This window comes from Kitasatospora sp. NPDC001261 (assembly GCF_042896795.1).
GTDB lineage: Bacteria > Actinomycetota > Actinomycetes > Streptomycetales > Streptomycetaceae > Kitasatospora.
Window position 1 is genome coordinate 46,390 of record NZ_JBIAXP010000037.1, and the last position, 23,328, is coordinate 69,717.

Consider the following 23,328-nt stretch of genomic DNA (forward strand, 5'->3'; position numbering starts at 1 on the left):
GGGTCGCCTCGGCGGACGACCGCTGGTGGCCGGCGCCGCTGTCAGCAGCATAGTTGAATTCTCAACATTTGTCTGCCGCGACGCGCGGGGCGGGTGGGTGTGGGCGGTCTCAGTCCGAGACGGTCCGCCCGGTGCGGTACGGCGCCAGGAACGCGGTCAGGGCGGAGAGCATCGCCTCCGGGGACTCCTCTGCGGGGTAGTGGCCGCAGTCGGGGAGGACCAGGGTCTCCACGTCGTCGGCGGCCAGCCGCATCGTCGCGCCGACCGAGGCGCCGAGGTTCGCCGCTCCGCCGATCGCCAGGACGGGGAGGGAGAGCCGTCGGGCCGCGCGCTGCCGGTTCTGGGCGATGGTGGTGTCCAGTGCCCGGTAGAACTCGAAGCTGCAGCGCAGCGCCTGCGGATCGGCGGCGAGGATGTCGACGTAGTGCCGGACGGCGTGGTCGGGCAGGGGCTTCGCGGACTTCGTGGCGAACTGGTGGCCGAAGTAGAGGTGCTCCCGCCCGGCGACCAGCTGCTCGTTGACGCCGGCGAGGCGGTTGAAGGCGAAGTGCCAGAGCCGGTCGTTGGCCTCCTGGCTGCCGAAGAGCGGCGGCGTGGGGGAGAGTCCGGGGATCGCGGCCTCGGCGACAGCCAGGCGTTCGAGCCGGTCGGGGTGGTCCGCGGCCAGGGCGTAGCCGGTCCACATGCCGACGTCGTGTCCGACCATGGCGAACCGGTGGTGCCCGAGCGCGCCCATGAGCGCCACCAGGTCGCGGGCGAGCGTGCCGGTGTCGTACCCGTCCAGGGGCTTGTCGGACAGCCCGACGCCGCGCGGATCGACGGCGACGACCTGGAAGTCCCGTGCCAGCACGGGCATCAGGAGGCGCCAGGCGTACCAGGTCTGCGGCCAGCCGGCGAGCAGCAGCAGCGGCGGGCCCTCGCCGCCGGTGACGGCGTGCAGGCGCAGGTGCCCGGTGTCGACGTACCGGCTGGTGAAGGTCCGCGCGAATCCGGCCGGGAGGTTCGGCGCCCCGGCGACGGAGCCGGGGCCTTCGGGCGTGGGTGACTGGCTCATGATCTTTCCTTTCGCGGTGCCGGCTGATCTGGCCACTGGCCGTCACGGTAGCCATCTTGGACTGATCGGTCAAAGATTGTTTGACCGATCGGTCCAAGATGCGAGTAGGCTCATGGCAGACGGGTGAAACGGGAGGTTTGTGCGGTGTCCGGCCGAAAGCAGTTCGACGTCGGAGCGGCCCTCGACCGGGCCATGGAGGTGTTCTGGCAGCGCGGGTACGCGGACGCCTCGCTGGACGCCCTCGGCTCCGCCACCGGTCTCGGCCGGGGCTCCCTCTACGGCACCTTCGGCAGCAAGGACGCCCTGTTCCACCGGTGCCTCGACCGCTACGCGGCGCTCTACGGCGCGCGGTACGAGCAGGCGTTCGCCGCTCACCCCGGTGACCCGGTGCGCGCCGTCGAGGCGTTCTTCGACGTCGTCCTGGACCGCATCGCCGACCCGTCGGTGCCCGCCGGGTGCCTCGTCGCCCAGTCCGCCGCGCAGTCGCCGACGCTGACGGAGGAGAGCGGCGCTCGGGTGCGCGGCCTCCTCGACCTGCAGCACCGACGGGTCCGCGCCGCGCTGGCGGACTCCCCGGCCGACGCCCGGACGCTCGACGAGCTCGCCGCCTTCGTCGTCGCCGTCAACCAGTCACTGGCCGTCCTGAGCCGGGCCGGCACCCCGGACGCCGAGCTGCGCTCCGTGGCCCGGCTGGCCTGCGCGACGGTGGCGGACTCCCTCGCCCGGGTGGCCGCCGAGGGCGACGCCGCGAGCTGACGGGTATCCGGGCCCGCCCTGGTCGCCTGGCACCCGGGGTGGAAGGGCCGGCTCAACTCGGTGCGGTAGGGCGGGAGAAGAGGGGCCGGCGGAGGGCGGCCCGGCGGTGCGGAGTCCCGGCCGCGGCGCGTGTCACGTGACCCAGGTACCGCCGTTCCGGCACCGGGTCTTCGTGACTTTCCGTGACCATCGCGGCTCGGCAGGATCTACCTCACCGAACGGAACGCCGGCAGGAAGGCGGACCGGACAGGTGGTGGCGGTGAGGCCCCCCTGGCCGCCCGCACCCGTGCCGCGTTGTGCCGGTCCGCCTGACGCTTCCTCCGAACCCGCCCGAAAGCAGCCCATCATGAGCGCCGTTAGCGCCCGCCTGAAGAAGTCCGCCACCGCCACCGCCCTGGCCGCCAGCCTCCTCGCCGGGGCCGGTACGGCGCTGGTCGCGGCCCCGACCCCGGCCGCCGCGGCCGACTGCGCCGGCAAGGACGGCGTCGGGGGCGGCAACTGCACCAGCGCCCTGATCGGCGCCGTCGCCGACACCGTCAAGTTCGTCCTCGGTGCGGCCAACCAGGCGAAGATGGAGAACGCCCAGTTCACCCAGGCCCTGGTCTCGAAGCTGAGCAGTGCCGCGCCCGGCTACAACGTCCTCGTCTTCAAGTACGACGGGACGGACGCCTTCGACACCAAGTGGTTCAAGAACGACTACTCGGCGAACATGCGGGGGGTGATGTTCGAGGACGACGTCAAGCTGGAGCACCACGACAAGGAGGGCGGGCCGCAGGGCTACGACGACTTCAAGGTCTGGGTCTTCGCGGGCGAATCGACCTTCGTCAACTACGGTGACGGCGGCTTCATGAACTGGGCCTTCATCGGCCATGACTCGGACACCAGCGGCCGCGGGGGCCGGCTCATCCACTTCCCGGCCCGGGTGGTGCCGGGTTCCTCCAGCGGCTCCACCCCGCCGCCCGGAACCCCCTCGACGCCCCAGGTGCCGATCGGCGGCCAGATCATCACCGTCCCCGCGATCCCCATCAGCAGCCCGGGGACCCCTGGCATCCCCGCGCACGAGACCGGCGACACCGGGACCAACATCCCCGGCGGCCACATCCGGATGGGGTTCGGTGTCGCCGACTCGGGCGCCGCCCAGCTGACCGGCACGCTGCACCCGAGCGTCAAGAACGGCCGGGCCCCCGCTGCCAACGGCTCCGCGAGCGGCACCCCGGTCACCGCCGCCACCAGCACCGCCGGCAAGTCCACCGGCTGGGTCTTCAGTCAGGACGCCAGTGGGCTCTACAAGATCACCAACGCCGTCACCGGCCTCGCCCTCACCGAGAACACCAAGAGCTACCTGGCCGAGGCGCGCCCCTGGACCGGCTCCGCCGCCCAGAAGTGGGAGGTCTTCGCGTTCGGCGACGGCGAGTACCAGATCCGCGTCAGCACCGACGACTGCCTCACCTACGACGAGGACAACAAGGCGCTCGGCGTCTGGACCTGCACCAACGACTGGAACCAGCGCTGGACGATCAAGCCCTGACCGTCCCGCGCTCCATTCCGCACCTGACTCCGCCCCTGCCGGGACCCGCCGGCGGGGGCGGGCCCGTGTCCGGCCCGACGTCGCACCTGCGCCCCGGGGCCGCGTCACGAGGCGGGGAGGCCGTGGCCGTGGGTGAAGGCGAACAGGGCCAGCTGCACGCGGGTGGTGGCGCCGGTCTTGCTGCGGATCCGTCGGAGGTAGGTGTCGACGGTGTGCGGGCTGAGCTGGAGGCGGCGCGCGATGGTGTCGTAGGTGGCTCCCCGGGCCAGCAGCTCCAGCACCTCCACCTCCCGGCGGCTCAGGGCGGGGGCGGCGGTGGCGGGTCGGGACATCGGGGCACTCTCCTGGCTGAGGGGACGTCGAACGGGAGCGGTGGTCATGGCGACCGCTCAGTAGATGGGCTGGCAGCCGGGGGTCGTGCACGCGCCGCCCCACGAGGTGTCGTCCGCGTGAACGTTGCGGGCCGCCGTCGCGTGGTCCTGCGGAACGGCGAGCGCGGCGGGGGCGCTGATCCCGAGAAGTGCCGTGAGCAGTACGGCGGCGGTGATGAAACGCTTCATGGAGTCCTCCTGGAGGGACCTCAACTGATCGCCGAGCGGGTCCCGGCCTGTGATCTAGCATGTCGCCGAGATGATCACGCGCCTACGGGTCGACCACCTCACCAAGCTGGGTGGCAGCAAAGTGACTGGGGGATGTACATGGACGTTTCCGGCGAACCGGACGATCGGGCGGGCGGAACGGAGCCCGATCAGGTCGACGTGGCGGTCTACTCCTGGGTACTGGAACACCACCGGCTCGAACCCGCCGCCATCGCCGCCGACTTGGGGCTGGACCCGGACCAGGCCGCTGCCTCGGTACGCCGGCTGAGCGCCCTGCGCCTGGTGTACCCGGATCCGCAGGACCCGACGGCGGGCTACGCCGTCGCACCGGAGGCCGCGATGGCCCGGCTCGCCGCCCCCGTCGAGGCCCGGATCCGCCGCGAGCAGGAGGAGCTGGCCAGGGGACAGGCCCAGCTCGTCGGCTTCTTCCCCCACTACCAGCGGGGCGGACGGGTGGCCGGCGCCGGTGAGGGGGTCGAGGTCATCAGCAGCCTCCAGGAGGTACGGGCGGCGCTCGACCGGGCCTCGGACAGCTGCCGGAGCGAGGTGCTGGCCAGCCAGCCCGGTGGCGGAAGCCGGGTGCCGGAAGCCATGGAGGAAGCGCTCGGCCGTGACCGCGCGCTGCTCGCCCGCGGGGTGCGGATGCGCACGCTCTACCACCACACCGCACGCTTCAACGGCCCCAGCCAGGCGTACGTGGAAGCGGCCTCACCGCTCGGCGGCGAGTACCGCACCGTCCACGAGCTGTTCGGCCGCATCATCGTCTTCGACCGCGAACTCGCCTTCATCCCCGCGAGCGACGGCTCCTGGGGCGCGGTGGCGATCCGCCAGGAGTCGCTGGTCGCCTACCTGTGCGAGATCTTCGAGCAGTCCTGGTCGTGTGCCAGGCCGTTCTCCGCCGCCACCGCGGACGGCCTGGAGCAGGTCTCCCAGGAGATCGACCGGACCATCCTGCGGCTGCTCGCCGCCGGGCTCAAGGACGAGACGATCGCCCGCCGCCTCGGGATGTCGCTGCGCACCGCGCGGCGTCACATCGCCGACATCATGGGCCAGTTGGATGCCGAGAGCCGGTTCCAGGCCGGTGTGGCCGCCGCCCGTACCGGGCTGCTGGGCGAGTAGCGGCACCCGGGGCGGCCGGGGCGGCCGGGGCGGCCAGGGCACGCGGGTGGCAGGGTCACGCGAGTCCGGGACCGGGTTCGCGTGACTGTCCCGGCGCCACCGCGGGAACCCATGATGGAGCCCGGCGAAAGGAAGCCTCCCGACGCGAGGCTCCGGAACGGAGGACGACGGTGCAGTGGGGGCCGGACGATCAGGAGAACGAACCGGCCGACGAGGGCGGCTACCTCCTGGAACTGGCCGCGTTCCTCTCGGCCCGGACCGGTGGAGGGCCGGCCGTCCTCTGGACGGACTACGAGCCCCCCGTCACCGGCGACCCGTCCACGGCGGAGGACACGGCAGCCCTCGCCGCCGGGCTGAGCGCACTGCTGGGCGTCACCGTCCGGGCCCTCCCGCAGGACCCCGCGGACCCGCACGCGGTCCAGACGCGACAGGCCGAGTCGGAACTCCTGGTACTCCAGCTGTCCTCCGTCACCGAGGTCCTGGTCGACGCCTCGACCGCCTCGACCGCTCCGACCGCCCTGACCGGTACGAACGCCGGTCCGACCGGCTCCACGGCCCCGACCGCCCCGACCGACGCGCACCGGGTGCCGCTGGCGGTCCGGCTCCGGGGCGGCCAGGCGCTCTTCGTCCCGTGCCGCTCGACCTGCACGCTGCTGCCCGGGCCGGGCTCCCGGCACGCGGTACTCCAGATCCCGGCACCGCGAACCGGGTAGCGGGCCCGTCCCGGGACAGGCCGCCCCGGGTAGGAGGTCGGCGCCGCCCGGCGGCCGGCTTCCGGCGCGGCGGGGCTCAGCCCTTGACCGCGCCGACGGCGAGGCCGGAGGCGATCCTGCGCTGGACGAGGAGGAAGAAGACCACGACGGGCAGGGCGGTCAGGGTGGCACCGGCCATGAGACCGCCGTAGTCGGTCCCGAAGCTGGTCTGGAAGGAGACCAGCCAGATGCTGACGGTCTGCTTCTCCGGAGTCGACAGCAGGATGTAGACGAGGACGTACTCGTTCCACGCCTGGACGAGGGCGAAGACGGAGGTGGCGACGATGCCGGGTGCGAGCAGCGGGAGCACCACCCGGCGGAACGCGCCGAGGCGGCCGCAGCCGTCGACCATGGCCGCCTCCTCGAGTTCCACGGGGACCCCGGCGATGAAGCCGCGCAGCATCCAGACCGTGAACGGCAGCGTGAACACCAGGTAGGTGAGGACCACGCCGGTGAGGCTGTCCGTCATCCCGACGTCGTTCAGCAGCAGGTAGACCGGGATGATCAGCGCCGTCAGCGGGACCATCTGGACGATGAGGATCACCACGACGAAGGCCTTGCGGCCCGCGAAGCGGAAGCGGGCGAGGGCGAAGGCGGCGAGCGCGCCGACGACCAGCGACACCAGGACGGTGCCGATGCCGATGACGACGCTGGAGCGGACGTTGGCCCAGAAGGTCTCGGTGCCCAGCGCCCGGGCGAAGTTGTCGAGCGTGGGGCGGCCCGGCCAGAACTTCGGTGGCAGGCTCAGGATCTCGGTGGCCGGCCGGAACGCGGTGAGCACCATCCAGTAGACGGGGAAGCCGATCACCGCGGCGACGAGCAGTCCGAGCAGGTCGTGGCCCAGCGACCGCCGTCGCCTCATTCGATCTCTCCCGTCCTGAGCATCTGACGCAGGTGGACGACCGATCCGGCGAGCAGCAGGACGACGGTCACGAGCGCGATCGCGGCCCCGGTGCTGTACCGGTTCACGGCGAAGGACTCGATGAAGGAGTAGACGCCCAGCAGGTAGTACTCCCGCTCGGGCTGGCCGCCGCGCATGAGCCAGATCTGGTTGAAGACGCCGAAGTCCCAGATGGCCGACAGCGTGGTCACCATGACGAGGACCGGTCTGATCACCGGCAGGGTGACGTGCCGGAAGACCTGGAGGGGCCGGGCCCCGTCGAGGACCGCGGACTCCTCCAGTTCGGGCGGGACCTGGGCCAGCGCGGCCCGCAGGGTGATCGCGGCGAACGGCAGCGAGCCCCACACCACGACGGCGACGATGACGGTGAACCCCTGCCAGGGGTTGGTGAACCAGTTGTGGCGGGCCAGGTCGACCCCGGGCAGGTTCGAGAGCAGCCAGTTCACCACGCCGTAGTCGGCGTCGAAGAGCCAGCGGAAGACCGACGAGGCGACCATGACGGGCATGGCCCACACGGTGACCAGCACCCCGGCGATGACGGCGCGCACCCACGGGGAGACCCGGTGCATCAGCCGGGCGGTGAACAGCCCGCAGAGCACGGTGAGGGCGACGCACACCGCGGTGAAGAGCACCGTGCGGGCGACCACCGTCCAGAAGAACCCGTCCCCGAGGATCCTGCGGAACTGGTCCAGTCCGGCCCACGGCGGCGAGGTGCCGCCGAACAGCTGCTCGCGGGTCATGTCCTGGAAGGAGAGGAGGACCATGTCCACGAGCGGGTAGCCGAGCACCAGGACGAGGGCGAGGACGGTCGGGCCGATCAGCAGGTACGGCAGCAGCGGACGCCGCCGCCGGACCCGGTCAGCGCTCATTGATCACTTCGTCGATCCGCCGGTCCGCCTCCCGCGCGGCGTCCTGCACCGACGCCTTGCCGTTGGCGATCCGCTCCAGCATCTCGGGCAGGACGTTGGACTTCTCCACCGACGTCCAGCCGGGCGCGAACGGGGTCATCCAGCCCCCGGTCGCCGCGGCCTGGGCGGCGGGGCCGTTGATGCCGCCGGCGGCGACCTCGGTCAGCTGGGTGGTGTTGTTGGGCAGGGTGTTCGCGGCGATCAGCGTCTTCTGGGACTCCCGGTCGGTGAACAGCCTGATCCAGTCGGCGGCCAGGTCCTTGCGCGTCGACTTGGCGGGCACGGCCAGGGTGGAGCCGCCGAGGAAGGGCGGCAGGAGTTTGCCGGACGGGCCGGGGAAGGGGAAGGTGGCGAACTTGTCCTTCAGCTTCGGGTCCCCGCCGGAGCGTTCGTCGGCGGCGGCGCCGGCCTCCCAGGTGTTGCCGTAGAAGACGCCCACGCGGCCCTGGCCGACGACGGCCGGCTGGTCGCCGTTGTCCTTGGCGCGGTCGCCGACGTAGTAGGCGTCGATCAGCCGCTTCCACTCGGTGAGCCCGGCGACGGAGTTGGGCGAGGACAGCGAGGCCTTCCAGCGGTTGCCGTCCTTCACCGCGATCTCGCCGCCCGCGTCCTTCAGGAAGGCCATGGCCGCGTACCAGTAGCGGCCGGGCATGTAGAGGGCGGAGAAGTTCGGGTCCTGGGTGCCGAAGGTGCTCTTCAGCCGGTCGAACGCGGAGAGGAGTTCGGGGTACGTCTTCGGGGCGCCCGGAACACCGGCCTGGGTGAAGTAGTCGGTGCGGTAGACACCGACCCGGGCCCCGACGTAGTAGGGCACGCAGTAGGCCTTGCCGTTGTCGCGGCAGGCGTCGGCGAGCGCCGGCAGCCAGGCGTCCGACTGGTCGAAGCGGGCCGGGTCGAGGGTGGCGAAGGCGCCGTTGACGATGTAGTTGGTGGTCTCGCTGTTGCCCATCTCCACCACGTCGGGCACGTTCTTCCCGGCGAGGACGGCGTCCAGCTTCTGGTTCTTCGTCGTCCACTGCTGGTACTGGACGTCGACCCGGACCCCGGGGTGGGCCTTGGCGAAGCGGTCGTTGGTGGACTGGACCAGTTGTGGCCAGTTCTCCTGGGCGTCCACGGCCAGCCACACCGTCAGCTTGCCGCCGGCCCCGGAACCGCTGCCCGAGCCGGAGCCGCCGCATCCGGCCGCGGCCAGGGACAGGAGCAGGGTGAGGACCAGGGGGCGGCAGGACGCGCGAATGGCCATGGGGTCTCCAAGTTCACTGTGGGAGTGACCTTTTGACTACCCCTCAGATCAGCTTGCGTCGCGGGGGAGCGGACATTCGGCCGGAAGACGTCCGACTCCGGGCCCGGCGGAGACCCCAACTTTCGGATGGGGCACGGCCCTTCGCATTCGCACCTCCCAGGTCGACGGGTCGTGCGGCAGCGAGCCCGGCCGCCCGGGGGGAACAGTGAACGGCAGGCCGGCGCCTGCTGTGACGACGTATTCAGGACAGATTGGAGTAGACCAATGGCGAGGCTTACCCGCCGGGCGTGCGGCGGGCCTCCGGGAGCAGGGCGCGGAAGGCCGCGGCCACGGCGTCGGGGTGTTCCTGCATGGCGACGTGGCCGACGCCGGGCAGGGTGAGGAGCCGGGCGTCCCGGAAGGCCGTGTAGGACCGGGCCGCCGTACGGAAGGGGACGAGGCGGTCCTCGCGGCCGAAGACGAGCAGGGTGGGGGCGGTGACCCGGCGGGCCTGGTGCCAGGGCGAGGGCTCGCCCGGCAGTCGGAGGTGGGCCCGGGCGACGGCGCGCACGCCCTCCACCAACATCTGCTGGTTGTACGGGAGTTCGGCACGGCGCAGGCGCTCGCGCACTTCGGTCGCCCGCTGTTCGGCGTTGACGCGGGACGGGTCGGCGTAGATCAGGCGGTAGAGGTCGTCGAGCTGGCGGTCGGGGCCGCGGGTGGACAGCAGTCGGGCGTACAGGCGGGCGGCGCCCGGCAGGCCCAGCAGGGAGATCCGCAGGGCCTGCGGCGGTGGGAGGGCGGGCAGGACCGGGGAGACGAGGGTCAGGGTGGCGACCAGCTCCGGGCGGTGGGCGGCGAGGTGGAGGGCGGTCAGGCCGCCGAGCGAGTTGCCGACCAGGTGGACGCGGCGGTGCCCGGCGCGGACGAGGTGGCGGGCGACGGCCGCGGCCTGGCGCCCGACGGTGACGAGGCCGTCGGGCGGGGGAGCGGAGCGGCCGAAGCCCGGGAGGTCGAGGGCCAGGCAGTGCACCGACGACCGGAGGCGCTCGATCAGGGCGGCCCAGTTGTGGGTCCAGCCACCGAGCCCGTGCAGGAACACGGCGGTGTCGGCGTCCGGGTGGGCGCCGGGTACGTACGCGGTGGCGAGCGGCTGGTGCATGACGGGTCCGTTCCTCGGTCTCACCCGCGCCCCGCGGCGGAGGACTCCGCCAGCGCGAGCCGGTAGTGGTCGACGAGCCGGTCGCCGACCGCCTCCCAGCTGCGTTCCACGACCGCGGCCCGGCCCGCCCGGCCGAACGCCCGGCGGAGTTCCGGGTCCCGGGCGAGCCGTTCCACCGCCTCCCGGAAGCCGGTGCCCGCGCCGGGCGGGACGAGGAAGCCGGTGCGTCCGGGCTGGACCAGGTCGAGCGGCCCGCCGACGGCGGGGGCGATCACGGGCAGGCCGCTGGCCATCGCCTCCTGGAGGGTCTGGCCGAAGGTCTCGAACGGTCCGGTGTGCGCGAAGACGTCGAACGAGGCGTAGAGCCGGGCGAGTTCATGCCCGGTACGGCGGCCCAGGAAGAGCGCGTCCGGCAGCGCGGCGGCCAGTCGGGCGCGGCTGGGGCCGTCGCCGACCACCACCAGCCGTACGCCCGGGAGCCGGGACAGCTCGGCCAGCCGCTCGACCTGCTTCTCCGGCGCCAGCCGCCCGACGTAGCCGACCAGCACCTCGCCGGGCCGGCCGAGGCGCCGGCGCAGGGCCTCGTCCCGGTGGCCGGGGTGGAAGCGCACGCAGTCGACGCCGCGCGGCCACAGGTGGACCCGGGGGACCCCGTGGGCCGTCAGGGCGTCGAGCGAGGCCCGGGACGGCGCCAGGGTCCGCGCGGCCGCCGTGTGGATGAGCCGCAGCCGGTGCCAGGCCAGCCGGGCCCCGGCGGCTCCGGCGAAGGGCAGGTAGGTCCGGGCGTAGGCGGCGAGGTCGGTCTGGTAGACGGCGACGACGGGGACGCCCGCGCGCCCGGCCGCCGCCGCTCCGGCCGCCCCGAGGGCGAACGGGCCCGCCAGGTGCACCACATGGGGGCGGTGCTGCTCGACGGCGTCGGCCACCCGGCGCCCGGGGAGGGCGACCCGCACCTCCGGGTAGCCGGGCAGCGGGACGGACGGGACGCGGACCACCCGGTAGCCGTACGCCGACTCGTACGGCTCGCTCGCACTGGCGTTCCCGCTGGTGCGGCGCTGGGCCGCCGGGGCCACCACCAGCGGGACGTGCCCCCGGGCCAGGAGGTGCTCGGCGGTCCGGAGCACGCTGTGGGCCACGCCGTTGACCTGCGGGGCGAAGGACTCGGCGACGATCACCACCCGCAGCCGCTCGCCGCCGGGGGCCGGACCGGCTGCGGCGGGCGCCGCCGGCCCGGGCAGGACCCCGCTCACCGGGCGGCCTCCGCGGGTGCCGTGCGCTTCGTCGCGGCCGCAGCCTCCGGGCGGGCCGGGACGGACCGGCCGACCGCGCGCAGGTCCCGCAGGATCTCCCGGAAACAGGCGGTCAGACCCGCCTCGGCGTACGGCACGCCGATCTCCGCGCAGTAGGCGCGCACGATGCGCGAGGCCGGGCGCAGCGCCGCCACCGGCATGGCCGGGAAGAGGTGGTGCTCGATCTGGAGGCCGAGGCCGCCGAAGAGGAAGTGGACGAACCGGCCGGCCCGCAGGTTGCGGGAGGGCAGCACCTGCCGCCGGAGGTAGTCGGTGCGCTCGGCGCCGGGGCCGGTCATCGGCATGCCCTTGTGGTTGGGGGCGAAGATGCAGCCCAGGTAGACGCCGAACAGTGCCCCGAACAGCGCGGTGAAGGCGAGCGCCTGGAGCGGGGAGAGCACGAGGACGGTCAGGGCCGCCGCGACGGCGTAGTGCAGTACGGCGAGGGTGCGTTCCAGTGCCGGGTGCCTGACGGTGCCGCGGGTGAGGGTCAGGCCGGTGGCGACGAGCAGGCCGAGTGCCTGGAGGGACAGCAGCGGGAAGAACAGTGCCGCCTGGTGCCGTGCCACGAACCGCCGCAACCCCCGTGTCCGATCGGCCTGTTGGGCGGTCCGGGCGAAGAGGAGGGAGTCGGCGGCCGGGTCCCGGCCCTCGCGGTTCGGGTGGGCGTGGTGCCGGTTGTGGTCGTCGACCCACCAGCCGTAGCTCATGCCGACCACCAGGTTCCCCAGCACGATGCCCACCAGGTCGGTCGTCCGGCGGTCGGCGAACACCGCGCGGTGCGCGACGTCGTGGCCGAGCAGCGCCAACTGGCCCAGTACGAGGGCGAACAGCGGCGCCAGGCCGAGCTGCCACCAGCTCGCGCCGAGCGCCGTGAACCCGGCCAGCAGCCCCGCCAGCGCGGCCAGCAGTGCCGCGCTCCGGCACGCGTAGTACAGCGGGCGCCGACGCAGCAGACCGGCCTGCGCCACGCGCCGGTACAGTTCGGCGAACTCGCCGCGCCGGGCGGTCCCGGTGCTCGGGGGGTCCGGGATGTCCTGAACGGTCATGCCACCAATCCGGTCTCGGGCCGCCCCGGCCGGCCGTGTCCGTGCTGCGTGCCTGGGGCTCGAAGGCCCTGAGCCTTCCGTACCCGACCCGTCGGTGTCCCGCGCTGCCGGTGAATGCGACCCGATCGGGCGGGTGGCGGCCACGGGCTGACGGCCCGCCGTTCGGAGGTCGGGAATCCGTACGGTCCGCCGCCGGGGGAGTGGGATATGGGGAGGCCGTCGACGCGATCGGGCTCCTGGGGCGGTCCGTCCGACAGGCGAAGGGGCGCGACCGTATGTTGATCCGACCGGATGGCGGCCCGTCGCCGCGCGGCGCGCCGGGTCGTCGCCGAACCGGGCGTGTCCCGGTACGCGGGCTAGGTTCGGGTCCGTGACCGGCAACGACGCGGTCCTGGCGCTGATGGTCGTCACGGCGCTGGGCTTCGACTTCACCAACGGCTTCCACGACACCGGCAACGCGATGGCGACCTCGATCGTGACCGGCGCCCTCCCGCCGCGGGTCGCGGTCGCCGTCTCGGCGGTGCTGAACCTGGTCGGCGCGTTCCTGTCGACCGCCGTGGCGGCGACCATCGCCAACGGCCTGGTCGCCAGCGGGGAGGTGACCCTGACGGTGGTGTGCGCCGGCCTGACCGGCAGCATCCTGTGGAACCTGGCCACCTGGTTCCTCGGGATCCCCTCCAGCTCCTCGCACGCGCTGATCGGCGGGGTGGTCGGGGCGACGGTGGCGGCGGCCGGGACCTCGGCCGTCAAGTGGCAGGGGCTGGTCTCCAAGGTGATCGTGCCCGCGGCGCTGTCGCCGTTCATCGCCGGCGGGGTGGCGGTGGTCGGCACCCTCCTGGTCTACCGCCTCACCCGGGACGTGCCCGAGGGCCCGCGCGGACGCGGGTTCCGGCTCGGCCAGATCGGCTCGGCCTCCATGGTGTCGCTCGCCCACGGCACCAACGACGCGCAGAAGACCATGGGCGCCATCACCCTGGCCCTGATCGCCAACGGCACCCTTCAGGCCGGGGCGAAGGCGCCCGACTGGGTGATCGTCTCCTGCGCGCTCGCGATCGCCCTGGGCACCTACATCGGCGGCTGGCGGGTGATCCGCGCGCTGGGCAAGGGGCTGGTGGAGATCGAGCCGCCGCAGGGGATGGCCGCCGAGTCGGCCTCGGCCGCGGTGATCCTCTGCTCCACCGACTTCGGCTACTCGCTCTCCACCACCCACGTGGCCACCGGGTCGATCCTGGGCTCGGGGATCGGGCGGAGCGGTGCCGTGGTGCGCTGGCAGCTCGCCCGCCGGATGGTGGCGGCCTGGCTGCTCACCCTGCCGGCCGCGGCGGGGGTCGGCGCGGTGGCCTACTGGACCGCGAACGGGATCGGCGGGACGACCGGGGTGGCGGTGATCTTCACCGTGCTGGTGCTGGCGTCGGTCGCCTTCTTCGCCGCCTCCCGCTACCCGGCCGTGACGCCGGAGAACGTCAACGCCGCCTGGACCGGTTCGGTGGCCCCGGAGCCCGTCAAGGACGAGGTGAGGTCGTGAACTCCTGGGTCAACCTGGACGCGGTGTGGAAGATCGTCGTGGTGGGCCTGGTCACTGGCGCCGGCCTGCCCGCGCTGTTCGCCCTCGGCCTGCGCCTGCTCAACCCGGCCGGCCCGTCCGGCCCGTCCAGTCCGTCGGACCCGTCCGCCCCGTCCGGCCCGGCCGACGAGGCGGCGGCCGTCCGGCCCACCGCAGGCCCGGTCGGCTCCACCCTGGCCGGACTCCTCTTCGCGCTGGTGCTCGCGGCGATCGGCTGGGGCATCTACGTCATCGTCAACCACCGCTGACGGTCCGCCGCCCCGGCCCGGCCCGGGCGGGCCCCGCCGAATTCCGCTCCGGCAACCGGGTGAAATGGTACGGAGTCGCCTGGCGCGAATGGAAGCCGGGCCCGACGCTGCCAGAATGCAATTTCTCCGAGGGCCACCTGAACGGACGGGGCCACTGGACGGCAGGAGCGGAACATGCGACTCGTTCGACCACGCAATAGTTCGGAAAGCGCGCTCGCCCTGGATGCGGCGCGTCTCCCGTGGACGTTGATGTACCACTCGGTGACGTCGGCGACCGAGGATCCCTATCTGATCACCGTCGACCCCGCGCGATTCCGCCGCCAGCTGCGCTGGCTGTCCGCGCGCGGACTGCGCGGGGTGTCGGTGGGCGAGCTGATGCGTTCCCACCGGAACGGAACCGCCGCGGGAAAGGTGGGGCTCAGCTTCGACGACGGATACCGCGACTTCGTGGAGGAGGCCCTGCCCGCACTGGCGGAGTACGACTTCACGGCGACGGTCTACGTGGTGGCCGGCCGGCTCGGCGGGTACAACGACTGGGACGAGCAGGGCCCGCGCAAGCCGCTGATGACGGCGGCCCAGGTCCGCGAGGCCGCCGCCGAGGGGGTGGAGATCGGCTCGCACGGGCTGACGCACCGGCGGCTGGCGGGCCTGGGGGCGCGGGAACTGGCGGCCCAGGTCGCCGACAGCCGCCACGTGCTGGAGGATCTCACGGGCCGGTCGGTCGAGGGGTTCTGCTACCCGTACGGTTCGCTCGACGGCGCCGCCGTGGAGGCGGTGGCGCACACCGGGTACGGGTACGGGTGCGCGGTCAGCCCCGGTGTCCACGGCGGGGAGTTCGCGCTTCCCCGATGTTACGTCGGCGACCGGGACGGGCCGCTGCACCTGACCGCGAAGCTGGTGCGCGACCGCTGGCTGCGCTGACGGTCGCTCAGGGGGCGGTGGCGGCCGGCTCCAGGTGCAGCCAGGACTCGTGCCAGAGCAGGGCGCACCGCCGGTCGCAGCCGGTGGCGAGCGGCTCGCCACCGCAGCGCAGGCCGTCGAGGATGAACCAGCGCCCCCCGGTGGGGTGTTGCCACCAGGCGAGGGACCGGTGGCGCAGTTCGAGGGCGCTGTGACGGGTGCCGGTGTGGTGTTCCATCCCCGGCTGGAAGGGGACGCCGTGCAGGCGCCCGTCGGGGTCGAGGGTCGCGCGGATCTCCGCGAGGCCGCGCACGGTCGCCCACAGGGCGACGGGACGGGGGGCCGGGACCGGCGCGGGCGCGGGCTCCAGCCATTCGTCGCGGAACAGCAGGGCGCAGTCCAGCCCGCAGCCCTGGGCGCCGTCGGCGCCGTGGCAGGTGGCGCCGGCCAGGGCGACGGTGCCGGACAGGCGACGCACCCGGTAGTGGTCGTCGATCATGCGGCGCACGATGCGCTCGACCTGGTAGACGCCGCCGCAGAACGACCACTGGCTGCCGGTGAACCACAGGCCGCGGTGGCGGTCCTTGTCGTCGAGGGTGGCGCGCACCGCGGCCTCGTCCTTCACCCGGACCCAGTCCCCCTCGGCGAACCGGGAGGGCCGGCCGGGCGCCGGAACGTCGGCGCGGCGCTCGCGCAGGCCCTCGCGGGCGATCCTGGCGCGGCGCACGACGCCGAGTGGGGGAAGGTCGCGCAGGGGCAGGTTCTTGTACTGGCACCGGTTCGCGGCGGTTCCGCAGAGCGGCTCCGCGGTATGGGTGAACCGTGATTCCTCAACGGCCATCAGTGAAATCCCATCGGGTCGGAGATATCGGCACAGGCTAGCGCACCCGGTCTTTTACGCGCTGGCTCGTCGGACCCTACCGGCGCCATGTCGAAAGAAATAACACTAGACGCACTAAGAGCCCCATGGGGTGAAACATCGCCGTTCCCGGGGAATTCTGGTCAGGGTCCGTGTTCATGTGCGTGTAATGTTTCCATCGTTGTCGGGGTGGAGTGGCCGAGTGGCTAGGCGGCGGCTTGCAGGGCCGTTCAGATGGGTTCGATTCCTATCTCCACCTTTTTCTTCCGAGTTCTTTCGAGACATTTCGATCCGTCTCGAAAGGCGCGCCCGGAACAGGACGAGCGGTGCGGTCACCTGGGGCTCCGGGGCACATCACCCGGCGAAGGGATCGCTCATGACCACCTCCCCCAGCGGCTCGGCCGCCGCGCTGCGCGCCGTCCAGGTCGCGGGGCCGGGTGCGGCCCCCGAGCTGGTCGAGGTCCCCTCGCGGGAACCCGGTCCGGGAGCCGTGCGGATCACCGTGGAGGCGTGCGGGGTCTGCCACTCCGACCTGCTCATCGCCGGCGGCCTGCTGCCCGGCAGCACCTTCCCGATCACCCCGGGGCACGAGATCGCCGGCCGCGTCGACGCCCTCGGCGAGGGCGTGGAGGGCTGGCGGGTCGGCGACCGGGTCGCGGTCGGCTGGTACGGCGGCAGCTGCGGGCACTGCGACGCGTGCCGGGCGGGCGACGGCCTGCACTGCGCACGGGTCGAGATCCCCGGCGTCGCCTATCCGGGCGGGTTCGCCGACTCCGTCGTCGTCCCGGCCGTGGCCCTGGCGGCGGTCCCGGACGAGCTCACCGCGGTCGAGGCGGCGCCGCTGGCCTGCGCGGGGGTGACGGTCTTCAACGCCCTGCGCCGCTCCGCCGCACGGCCCGGGGACACCGTCGCCATCCTGGGGATCGGCGGACTCGGCCACCTGGGCGTCCAGTTCGCCGAGAAGATGGGCTTCCGTACCGTCGCCATCGCCCGCGGCCAGGAGAAGGGGCCGCTCGCGCTCCGGCTCGGCGCCGCCCACTACATCGACAGCACCGCGGGCGATGTCGCCGAGGCCCTGCGGCAGTTGGGAGGTGCGAAGGTGGTCCTGTCCACCGTCACCAACGCGCCCGCCGTGGTGGCGACGATCGACGGGATCACCCGCCGGGGCGAGCTCGTCATGGTCGGACTCCCGGCGGAGCCGCTGGAGCTGAGCGCCCTGCAGTTGATCCAGGGCGACCGGAAGGTCTACGCGCACTCCTCGGGCATCGCGGTCGACACCCAGGACACGCTGCGCTTCGCGGCGCAGACGGGGGTGCGGGCCTGGGTCGAGGAGGTGCCGCTGGAGCGGACCGCGGCGGCGGTGGAGAAGATGGCGGCCAACCGGGCCCGCTTCCGCATGGTCGTCACCACCGGCCGCTGAGCGGCGGTCATCGGAGCCGGCCCTCGGAGCCGGTCCCTCGGGGCCGGCTCCCGGCGTGTCCGGGCAGGTGGACGGGGGTGAGCGGCCCTCCGGCGGCGCGGCGCGGGCGCGTACCCCTGGACTTACTAGGACGTCCAACTATATGGTCGACGGCAGGTCCGCGGTGTCAGGGAAGCCGGTGTGAGTCCGGCACGGTCCCGCCACTGTGACCGGGGAGTCCGTCCTCGCAGATGACGGCCACTGGCAGCCAGCCGGGAAGGCCTGAGGGCGTGCGGTGATCCGGGAGTCAGGATACCGGCCGCGGGTGGTTCGTGTTTTCCACGAGGATGGAGACGACACACATGGCTCCGGGCTGCTTCCGTTCCACCGCGCCTGGCTGTCCCGTGCCGACGACCGCCGGGGCGCCCGCGTCCTGACGTACCGTCACATCGCCGTACGCCCGTGCCGAGGGGCGCGCCACCGTGCGCCCGCCGACCGGCGGCGGCCTCCATTCCTCCTCTCCCACCCCTGTCGAGAGAAGGAACCGATGGTCCGAGAACTGACCCACTTCATCGCCGGCAAGCCCACCGCCGGCACCTCCGGCCGCTTCGGCGACGTGTACGACCCCAACACCGGCCGGGTGCAGGCCAGGGTGCCCCTGGCGAGCCGCGCCGAGGTCGAGGCGGTGATCGCCGACGCCGAGCAGGCCCAGCCCGCGTGGGCCGCCTGGAACCCGCAGCGGCGGGCCCGTGTCCTGCTGCGCTTCCTCCAGCTCGTCGAGCAGGAGAAGGACGAGCTGGCCCGGCTGCTCTCCGCCGAGCACGGCAAGACCGTGGCCGACGCCCACGGCGACATCCAACGAGGCCTGGAGGTCGTGGAGTTCGCCGCCGGCATCCCGCACCTGCTGAAGGGCGAGTTCAGCGACAACGCCGGGACGGGCATCGACGTGTACTCGATGCGCCAGCCGCTCGGCGTGGTCGCGGGCATCACGCCGTTCAACTTCCCGGCGATGATCCCGCTCTGGAAGGCCGCGCCCGCGCTGGCCTGCGGGAACGCCTTCGTGCTCAAGCCCTCGGAGCGCGACCCCTCGGTGCCGCTGCGGCTGGCCGAGCTGTTCCTGGAGGCCGGGCTGCCGCCGGGCGTGCTCAATGTCGTCAACGGTGACAAGGAGGCCGTGGACACCCTGCTGGAGGACCCGCGCGTCCAGGCGCTCGGCTTCGTCGGCTCCACGCCGATCGCCCAGTACGTGTACGCCACCGCCGCCGCGCACGGGAAGCGGGCGCAGTGCTTCGGCGGGGCCAAGAACCACCTGATCGTGATGCCGGACGCCGACCTCGACCAGGCGGCGGACGCGCTGATCGGCGCCGGGTACGGCTCGGCCGGGGAGCGCTGCATGGCCATCTCGGTGGCCGTCCCGGTGGGGGAGGCGACGGCGGACGCCCTGGTGGCGAAGCTGGTCGAGCGGATCGGCGCGCTCAAGGTCGGGCGCTCGGACGACCCGGCGGCGGACTTCGGACCGCTGGTCGGCGCCGACGCGCTGGCGCGGGTGCGCGGCTACCTGGACCTCGGGGTCGAGGAGGGCGCCGAACTCGTCGTCGACGGAAGGGACTTCCGGCTGGCCGGGCACGAGGACGGCTACTTCCTCGGCGCCTCGCTGTTCGACCGGGTCACGCCCGGCATGCGGATCTACCGGGAGGAGATCTTCGGGCCGGTGCTCACCGTGGTGCGTGCCGCCGACTACGAGGAGGCGCTGCGGCTGCCCAGCGAGCACGAGTTCGGCAACGGGGTGGCCATCTACACCCGGGACGGCGACACCGCCCGGGACTTCGCCCGGCGGGTGAACACCGGCATGGTCGGGGTCAACGTGCCGATCCCGGTGCCGATCGCCTACCACACCTTCGGCGGCTGGAAGCGCTCCGCGTTCGGCGACCTCAACCAGCACGGGCCGGACTCGATCCGCTTCTACACCCGCACCCGCACCGTCACCTCGCGCTGGCCCTCCGGGGCCAAGGAGGGCGCGAGCTTCACCATCCCGACGATGGGCTGAGGCGCGCCGTGCACACCCATCTGACCGACGACCAGCTCGCCATCGTCGCGACCACCCGGGACTTCGCCCGCGAGCACCTCGCCCCGTACGCCGTCGCGTGGGACCAGGCCAAGCACTTCCCGGTCGACGTCCTGCGCAAGGCCGCCGACCTGGGCCTCGGCGGCGTCTACGTGCGGGAGGAGGCGGGCGGCTCGGAGCTCGGCCGCCAGGACGGCGTGCTCGTCTTCGAGGCACTGGCGACCGGCTGCCCGTCCATCGCCGGCTACCTGTCGATCCACAACATGGTCGCCTGGATGATCGACCGCTACGGCAGTCCCGCCCAGCGCGCCCGGCTGCTGCCCGGGCTCTGCTCGACGGAACTGCTCGGCAGCTACTGCCTCACCGAGCCGGGCGCGGGCTCGGACGCCGCCGCGCTGGCCACCCGGGCCCGCCGGCACGGGGACCACTGGGTCCTGGACGGCGTCAAGCAGTTCGTCTCGGGCGCCGGCACCTCGCAGGTGTACGTGGTGATGGCCCGAACCGGCGGCCCGGGGGCCCGGGGCGTCTCCGCGTTCCTGGTGGAGCGGGACGACCCCGGCGTCTCCTTCGGAGCGAACGAGAAGAAGATGGGCTGGAACGCCCAGCCGACCCGGCAGGTGCTGCTGGACGGCGTCCGGCTCCCCGCCGACCGCCTGCTCGGCGGGGAGGGCGAGGGCTTCCGGATCGCCATGAACGGGCTGAACGGCGGCCGGCTCGGCATCGCCGCCTGCTCCGTCGGCGGCGCGCAGGACGCCCTGGAGCGGGCCACCCGCCACCTGGCCGACCGGGAGGCGTTCGGGGCCGCGCTGCTGCACGCCCAGGCGCTGCGGTTCCGGCTCGCCGACATGGCCACGGAGCTGGAGGCCGCCAGATCGCTGCTCTGGCGGGCCGCCGCCGCGCTGGACCGGGGCGACCCCCGGGCGCCGGAGCTGTGCGCGATGGCCAAGCGCCACGCCACCGACACCGGCTTCGAGGTGGCCAACCAGGCGCTCCAACTCCACGGCGGCTACGGCTACCTGGCCGAGTACGGCATCGAGAAGATCGTCCGCGACCTGCGGGTGCACCAGATCCTGGAAGGGACCAACGAGATCATGCGCGTCATCGTCGCCCGCGGCCTGACCGGGGCCGCGTGATGGGTACGGATGAGGTCCTCGTCCAGCGCGAGGGCCGGGCGGGTCTGATCGTCCTCAACCGCCCGGCGGCCCTGAACGCCCTCACCCACGGCATGGTGCGGAGGATCTCCGCCGCACTGGACGTGTGGGAGCGGGACGGCGACGTGGAGACCGTCGTGATCACCGGCGCCGGTGAGCGGGCCTTCTGCGCTGGCGGCGACATCGTCGCCATCCACCGCGCCGCCACCGGCGGCGACCCGGGTGCCGTCGAGGAGTTCTGGCGCGACGAGTACCGCCTCAACGCCCGGATCGCCCGCTACCCGAAGCCCTACGTCGCCGTGATGAACGGCATCGTGATGGGCGGCGGGGTCGGCGTCTCCGCCCACGGCAGCGTCCGGATCGTCACGGAGACCACCCGGGTCGCCCTGCCGGAGGCCGGCATCGGCTTCGTCCCCGACGTCGGCGGCACCTACCTGCTCGCCCTCGCGCCGGGGGAGTCGGGCACCCACCTCGCCCTGACCGCGGGATCCGTCGGCGCCGGGGACGCGCTGCTGTGCGGGCTCGCCGACCACTTCGTGCCCGCCGAGCGGCTGCCCGCACTGCTGGACGACCTGGCCGAACTGCCCGTCCACGACGCCCTGGAACGGAACGTCGGGCCCGCGCCGGCCGGCGTGCTGGACGGCCAGCGCGGATGGATCGACCACTGCTACGCGGCCGGCAGCGTGGAGGAGATCCTCGACCGGCTGCGGGAGAGCGGCGAACCCGAGGCCAAGAAGGCCGCCGACCGGATCGCCGCCAACTCCCCGACCGCCGTGAAGGCGACGCTCGCGGCCCTGCGCCGGGCCCGGGCACTCGGCCCGCTGGAGGCCGTCCTCGACCAGGAGTACCGCACCTCCTGCGCGGCGCTCGCCACGCCGGACCTCGCCGAGGGCATCCGGGCCCAGGTGATCGACAAGGACCGTACCCCGCGGTGGAGCCCGGCGACCCTGGGCGCCGTCGAACCCGCGGCCGTGGACCGCTACTTCGCCCCGCTCGGCGACCGTGAACTCGGCCTCGCCGCCACCACACCCCTGGAGCGCTGGTGACCCAGACGATCGGATTCATCGGACTCGGCAACATGGGCGGCCCGATGGCCGCCAACCTCGTCAAGGCCGGACACCGGGTGACCGGCTACGACCTGTCCCCGGACGCCCGGGAGCGCGCCGCCGGGAACGGCGTCGCCGTGGCCGCCTCGGCGGCGGAGGCGGTGACGGCGGCCGGGACGGTCGTCACCATGCTCCCGGCCGGACGCCATGTCCTCGACGCCTACGGTGAGTTGACGGCGGCGGCGCCGAGCGGCGCGCTGTTCGTGGACTGCTCCACCATCGCGGTCGGGGACGCCCGGGTGGCCGCCGACCTCGCCCGGGTCGCCGGGCACCGGGCCGTCGACGCACCGGTCTCCGGCGGCGTGGCCGGCGCCGAGGCGGCCGGCCTGACCTTCATGGTCGGCGCGGACGCCGCCGACTTCGCCGACGTCGAGCCGCTGCTGGCGGCGATGGGCCGGCGGGTCGTCCACTGCGGAGGGTCCGGCGCCGGCCAGGCGGCGAAGATCTGCAACAACATGATCCTCGGCGTCTCCATGATCGCGGTCAGCGAGGCCTTCGTCCTCGGGGAGAGCCTCGGGCTCAGCCACCAGGCCCTGTTCGACGTGGCCTCCACCGCCTCCGGCCAGTGCTGGGCGCTCACCGCCAACTGTCCCGTCCCCGGCCCCGTCCCGGCCAGCCCCGCCAACCGCGACTACGCGGCCGGATTCGCGGCCACCCTGATGGCCAAGGACCTCGGGCTGGCCGCCGACGCCGCCACCGCCTCCGCCGTCCCGGCCGAACTGGGCCGACGGGCCGCCGAGTTGTACGCCGCCTTCGCCCAGGACGAGGGCGCCGGGCTGGACTTCTCCGCCATCATCACCACCCTCCGGGAGGGCGCCGCATGACGTACGGGACGATCCGGGTCGAGCGCAAGGGCCGGGTGGGGCTGATCACGCTCGACCGCCCGGAGGCGCTCAACGCGCTGAACACCCGGCTGATGAACGAAGTCGTCGCGGCAGCAACGGAGTTCGACCGGGACTCGGAGATCGGCTGCCTGGTGGTCACCGGCTCGGAGAAGGCCTTCGCGGCCGGCGCCGACATCAAGGAGATGCAGTCGCTCGACTTCGTCGACGCCTACCTCGGCGACTGGTTCGCCGCCTGGGACCGCTTCGGCGCCCTGCGCAAGCCCGTCGTCGCGGCCGTCGCGGGCTACGCGCTGGGCGGCGGCTGCGAGTTGGCGATGCTGTGCGACGTCCTGCTGGCGGCGGACACCGCGAAGTTCGGGCAGCCGGAGATCAAGCTCGGCGTGATCCCGGGCATCGGCGGCTCGCAGCGGCTGACCCGGGCGGTCGGCAAGGCGAAGGCCATGGAGCTGTGCCTGACCGGTCGGATGATGGGCGCCGAGGAGGCCGAGCGGGCCGGACTGGTCTCCCGGATCGTCCCCGCCGACCAGCTGCTGTCCGAGGCCCTGGCCACCGCCGAGACGATCGCGGCGATGTCCGCCCCGGCCGCGATCATGCTCAAGGAGAGCGTCAACCGCTCGTACGAGACGACCCTCGCCGAGGGCGTCCGCTTCGAGCGGCGGCTCTTCCACGCGACGTTCGCGACGGCGGACCAGAAGGAGGGCATGACGGCCTTCGCCGAGAAGCGCCCGCCGGAGTTCCGCCACCGCTGACAGCCCGGCCGGGGGGGCCCCCCCCCCCCCCGGGGGGGGCCCCCCCCCCGGGGGGGGGGGGCGCCCCGCGGGGCCGGCGGGGGCCCCGGGCGGGGTGGGCGGC

23 protein-coding genes, 1 tRNA gene and 1 riboswitch are annotated in these 23,328 nt (G+C 73.3%); of the genes, 14 read left to right on the forward strand and 10 right to left on the reverse strand.

Annotation, left to right across the window (positions count from 1 at the left end; translation table 11 throughout):
* Positions 1-109 precede the first annotated feature (109 nt).
* Positions 110-1,054, reverse strand: coding sequence for an alpha/beta fold hydrolase (locus ACFY4B_RS37220; protein ID WP_387975488.1), 945 nt, complete (start codon positions 1,052-1,054; stop codon positions 110-112).
* Positions 1,055-1,198: 144 nt separating this feature from the next.
* Between ACFY4B_RS37220 and ACFY4B_RS37225 the strand changes: the two genes are divergently transcribed.
* Positions 1,199-1,810 carry a TetR/AcrR family transcriptional regulator gene (locus ACFY4B_RS37225; RefSeq protein ID WP_387975491.1) on the forward strand — a complete coding sequence of 204 codons (612 nt, stop codon included), beginning with the start codon at positions 1,199-1,201 and terminating at the stop codon, positions 1,808-1,810.
* Between the two features lie 346 nt (positions 1,811-2,156).
* A complete protein-coding gene (locus tag ACFY4B_RS37230) occupies positions 2,157-3,338 on the forward strand; it encodes an RICIN domain-containing protein (protein WP_387975494.1) in 1,182 nt (393 codons plus the stop codon).
* A 104-nt stretch (positions 3,339-3,442) separates the two neighbouring features.
* On the opposite strand, the gene ACFY4B_RS37235 is transcribed toward ACFY4B_RS37230, so the two are convergent.
* Together ACFY4B_RS37235 and ACFY4B_RS37240 are read right to left on the reverse strand one after the other, a co-directional pair.
* On the reverse strand, positions 3,443-3,670 hold the full coding sequence (locus ACFY4B_RS37235) for a response regulator transcription factor (protein WP_387975496.1): 228 nt from the start codon (positions 3,668-3,670) through the stop codon (positions 3,443-3,445).
* 57 nt (positions 3,671-3,727) lie between these two features.
* Positions 3,728-3,898, reverse strand: coding sequence for a hypothetical protein (locus ACFY4B_RS37240; protein ID WP_159028496.1), 171 nt, complete (start codon positions 3,896-3,898; stop codon positions 3,728-3,730).
* A 132-nt stretch (positions 3,899-4,030) separates the two neighbouring features.
* Between ACFY4B_RS37240 and ACFY4B_RS37245 the strand changes: the two genes are divergently transcribed.
* Positions 4,031-5,056, forward strand: coding sequence for a LuxR C-terminal-related transcriptional regulator (locus ACFY4B_RS37245; protein ID WP_387975499.1), 1,026 nt, complete (start codon positions 4,031-4,033; stop codon positions 5,054-5,056).
* A gap of 170 nt (positions 5,057-5,226) precedes the next feature.
* Entirely contained in the window at positions 5,227-5,769 is a 543-nt protein-coding gene (locus ACFY4B_RS37250) for a hypothetical protein (protein WP_387975502.1), read from the forward strand.
* A 76-nt stretch (positions 5,770-5,845) separates the two neighbouring features.
* Here ACFY4B_RS37250 and ACFY4B_RS37255 read toward each other — a convergent pair whose 3' ends face one another.
* From ACFY4B_RS37255 to ACFY4B_RS37280, 6 genes are all read right to left on the reverse strand, one after another.
* Positions 5,846-6,670, reverse strand: a complete 825-nt coding sequence (locus ACFY4B_RS37255) for a carbohydrate ABC transporter permease (RefSeq protein ID WP_053112138.1) — start codon at positions 6,668-6,670, stop codon at positions 5,846-5,848.
* A complete protein-coding gene (locus ACFY4B_RS37260; protein WP_117486432.1) occupies positions 6,667-7,578 on the reverse strand; it encodes a carbohydrate ABC transporter permease in 912 nt (303 codons plus the stop codon). The genes ACFY4B_RS37255 and ACFY4B_RS37260 overlap by 4 nt, the downstream gene beginning before the upstream one ends.
* Complete coding sequence (locus tag ACFY4B_RS37265; RefSeq protein ID WP_049653369.1) at positions 7,568-8,860, reverse strand: extracellular solute-binding protein; 1,293 nt, start codon at positions 8,858-8,860, stop codon at positions 7,568-7,570. Before ACFY4B_RS37265 ends, ACFY4B_RS37260 begins: the two co-directional genes overlap by 11 nt.
* Before the next feature lie 274 nt (positions 8,861-9,134).
* Positions 9,135-10,001 (reverse strand): alpha/beta fold hydrolase, encoded by an 867-nt coding sequence (locus ACFY4B_RS37270; RefSeq protein WP_387975507.1) that lies wholly within the window; start codon positions 9,999-10,001, stop codon positions 9,135-9,137.
* A gap of 20 nt (positions 10,002-10,021) precedes the next feature.
* Entirely contained in the window at positions 10,022-11,185 is a 1,164-nt protein-coding gene (locus ACFY4B_RS37275; protein ID WP_387975615.1) for a glycosyltransferase family 4 protein, read from the reverse strand.
* A gap of 62 nt (positions 11,186-11,247) precedes the next feature.
* Positions 11,248-12,339, reverse strand: a complete 1,092-nt coding sequence (locus ACFY4B_RS37280; RefSeq protein WP_387975510.1) for a fatty acid desaturase family protein — start codon at positions 12,337-12,339, stop codon at positions 11,248-11,250.
* A 370-nt stretch (positions 12,340-12,709) separates the two neighbouring features.
* On the opposite strand from ACFY4B_RS37280, the gene ACFY4B_RS37285 reads away from it, so the two are divergent.
* From ACFY4B_RS37285 to ACFY4B_RS37295, 3 genes are all read left to right on the forward strand, one after another.
* Positions 12,710-13,864, forward strand: coding sequence for an anion permease (locus ACFY4B_RS37285; protein ID WP_380742430.1), 1,155 nt, complete (start codon positions 12,710-12,712; stop codon positions 13,862-13,864).
* A complete protein-coding gene (locus ACFY4B_RS37290; protein ID WP_387975513.1) occupies positions 13,861-14,151 on the forward strand; it encodes a hypothetical protein in 291 nt (96 codons plus the stop codon). Before ACFY4B_RS37285 ends, ACFY4B_RS37290 begins: the two co-directional genes overlap by 4 nt.
* Before the next feature lie 261 nt (positions 14,152-14,412).
* Positions 14,413-15,072, forward strand: coding sequence for a polysaccharide deacetylase family protein (locus ACFY4B_RS37295; protein ID WP_387975516.1), 660 nt, complete (start codon positions 14,413-14,415; stop codon positions 15,070-15,072).
* Positions 15,073-15,079: 7 nt separating this feature from the next.
* Here ACFY4B_RS37295 and ACFY4B_RS37300 read toward each other — a convergent pair whose 3' ends face one another.
* Positions 15,080-15,892 (reverse strand): hypothetical protein, encoded by an 813-nt coding sequence (locus ACFY4B_RS37300; protein WP_375877506.1) that lies wholly within the window; start codon positions 15,890-15,892, stop codon positions 15,080-15,082.
* Positions 15,893-16,098: 206 nt separating this feature from the next.
* On the opposite strand from ACFY4B_RS37300, the gene ACFY4B_RS37305 reads away from it, so the two are divergent.
* The 7 genes from ACFY4B_RS37305 to ACFY4B_RS37335 all read left to right on the forward strand — a co-directional run bounded on the left by ACFY4B_RS37305 (position 16,099) and on the right by ACFY4B_RS37335 (position 23,225).
* Positions 16,099-16,169 (forward strand) — tRNA-Cys (locus ACFY4B_RS37305).
* 117 nt (positions 16,170-16,286) lie between these two features.
* Positions 16,287-17,330, forward strand: a complete 1,044-nt coding sequence (locus tag ACFY4B_RS37310; protein WP_375877507.1) for an alcohol dehydrogenase catalytic domain-containing protein — start codon at positions 16,287-16,289, stop codon at positions 17,328-17,330.
* A gap of 126 nt (positions 17,331-17,456) precedes the next feature.
* Positions 17,457-17,648, forward strand: a riboswitch (cobalamin riboswitch).
* Positions 17,649-17,856: 208 nt separating this feature from the next.
* Positions 17,857-19,356: a CoA-acylating methylmalonate-semialdehyde dehydrogenase gene (locus tag ACFY4B_RS37315; protein ID WP_387975520.1), complete on the forward strand. Its 1,500-nt coding sequence runs from the start codon at positions 17,857-17,859 to the stop codon at positions 19,354-19,356.
* Between the two features lie 8 nt (positions 19,357-19,364).
* Entirely contained in the window at positions 19,365-20,507 is a 1,143-nt protein-coding gene (locus ACFY4B_RS37320) for an acyl-CoA dehydrogenase family protein (protein ID WP_387975523.1), read from the forward strand.
* Entirely contained in the window at positions 20,507-21,571 is a 1,065-nt protein-coding gene (locus ACFY4B_RS37325; RefSeq protein WP_387975618.1) for an enoyl-CoA hydratase/isomerase family protein, read from the forward strand. The genes ACFY4B_RS37320 and ACFY4B_RS37325 overlap by 1 nt, the downstream gene beginning before the upstream one ends.
* On the forward strand, positions 21,568-22,455 hold the full coding sequence (gene mmsB / locus ACFY4B_RS37330) for a 3-hydroxyisobutyrate dehydrogenase (protein WP_380776031.1): 888 nt from the start codon (positions 21,568-21,570) through the stop codon (positions 22,453-22,455). Before ACFY4B_RS37325 ends, mmsB begins: the two co-directional genes overlap by 4 nt.
* On the forward strand, positions 22,452-23,225 hold the full coding sequence (locus tag ACFY4B_RS37335) for an enoyl-CoA hydratase (RefSeq protein ID WP_387975527.1): 774 nt from the start codon (positions 22,452-22,454) through the stop codon (positions 23,223-23,225). Before mmsB ends, ACFY4B_RS37335 begins: the two co-directional genes overlap by 4 nt.
* Positions 23,226-23,328 lie beyond the last annotated feature (103 nt).

Excerpts from the sequence above, each read along its gene's own strand:
- ACFY4B_RS37220 (WP_387975488.1), bottom strand. The coding sequence starts at position 1,054 with ATGAGCCAGTCACCCACGCCCGAAGGCCCCGGCTCCGTCGCCGGGGCG.
- ACFY4B_RS37230 (WP_387975494.1), top strand. The coding sequence starts at position 2,157 with ATGAGCGCCGTTAGCGCCCGCCTGAAGAAGTCCGCCACCGCCACCGCC.
- ACFY4B_RS37235 (WP_387975496.1), bottom strand. The coding sequence starts at position 3,670 with ATGTCCCGACCCGCCACCGCCGCCCCCGCCCTGAGCCGCCGGGAGGTG.
- ACFY4B_RS37240 (WP_159028496.1), bottom strand. The coding sequence starts at position 3,898 with ATGAAGCGTTTCATCACCGCCGCCGTACTGCTCACGGCACTTCTCGGG.
- ACFY4B_RS37245 (WP_387975499.1), top strand. The coding sequence starts at position 4,031 with ATGTACATGGACGTTTCCGGCGAACCGGACGATCGGGCGGGCGGAACG.
- ACFY4B_RS37255 (WP_053112138.1), bottom strand. The coding sequence starts at position 6,670 with ATGAGGCGACGGCGGTCGCTGGGCCACGACCTGCTCGGACTGCTCGTC.
- ACFY4B_RS37260 (WP_117486432.1), bottom strand. The coding sequence starts at position 7,578 with ATGAGCGCTGACCGGGTCCGGCGGCGGCGTCCGCTGCTGCCGTACCTG.
- ACFY4B_RS37265 (WP_049653369.1), bottom strand. The coding sequence starts at position 8,860 with ATGGCCATTCGCGCGTCCTGCCGCCCCCTGGTCCTCACCCTGCTCCTG.
- ACFY4B_RS37270 (WP_387975507.1), bottom strand. The coding sequence starts at position 10,001 with ATGCACCAGCCGCTCGCCACCGCGTACGTACCCGGCGCCCACCCGGAC.
- ACFY4B_RS37280 (WP_387975510.1), bottom strand. The coding sequence starts at position 12,339 with ATGACCGTTCAGGACATCCCGGACCCCCCGAGCACCGGGACCGCCCGG.
- ACFY4B_RS37300 (WP_375877506.1), bottom strand. The coding sequence starts at position 15,892 with ATGGCCGTTGAGGAATCACGGTTCACCCATACCGCGGAGCCGCTCTGC.
- ACFY4B_RS37310 (WP_375877507.1), top strand. The coding sequence starts at position 16,287 with ATGACCACCTCCCCCAGCGGCTCGGCCGCCGCGCTGCGCGCCGTCCAG.
- ACFY4B_RS37315 (WP_387975520.1), top strand. The coding sequence starts at position 17,857 with ATGGTCCGAGAACTGACCCACTTCATCGCCGGCAAGCCCACCGCCGGC.
- ACFY4B_RS37325 (WP_387975618.1), top strand. The coding sequence starts at position 20,507 with ATGGGTACGGATGAGGTCCTCGTCCAGCGCGAGGGCCGGGCGGGTCTG.
- ACFY4B_RS37335 (WP_387975527.1), top strand. The coding sequence starts at position 22,452 with ATGACGTACGGGACGATCCGGGTCGAGCGCAAGGGCCGGGTGGGGCTG.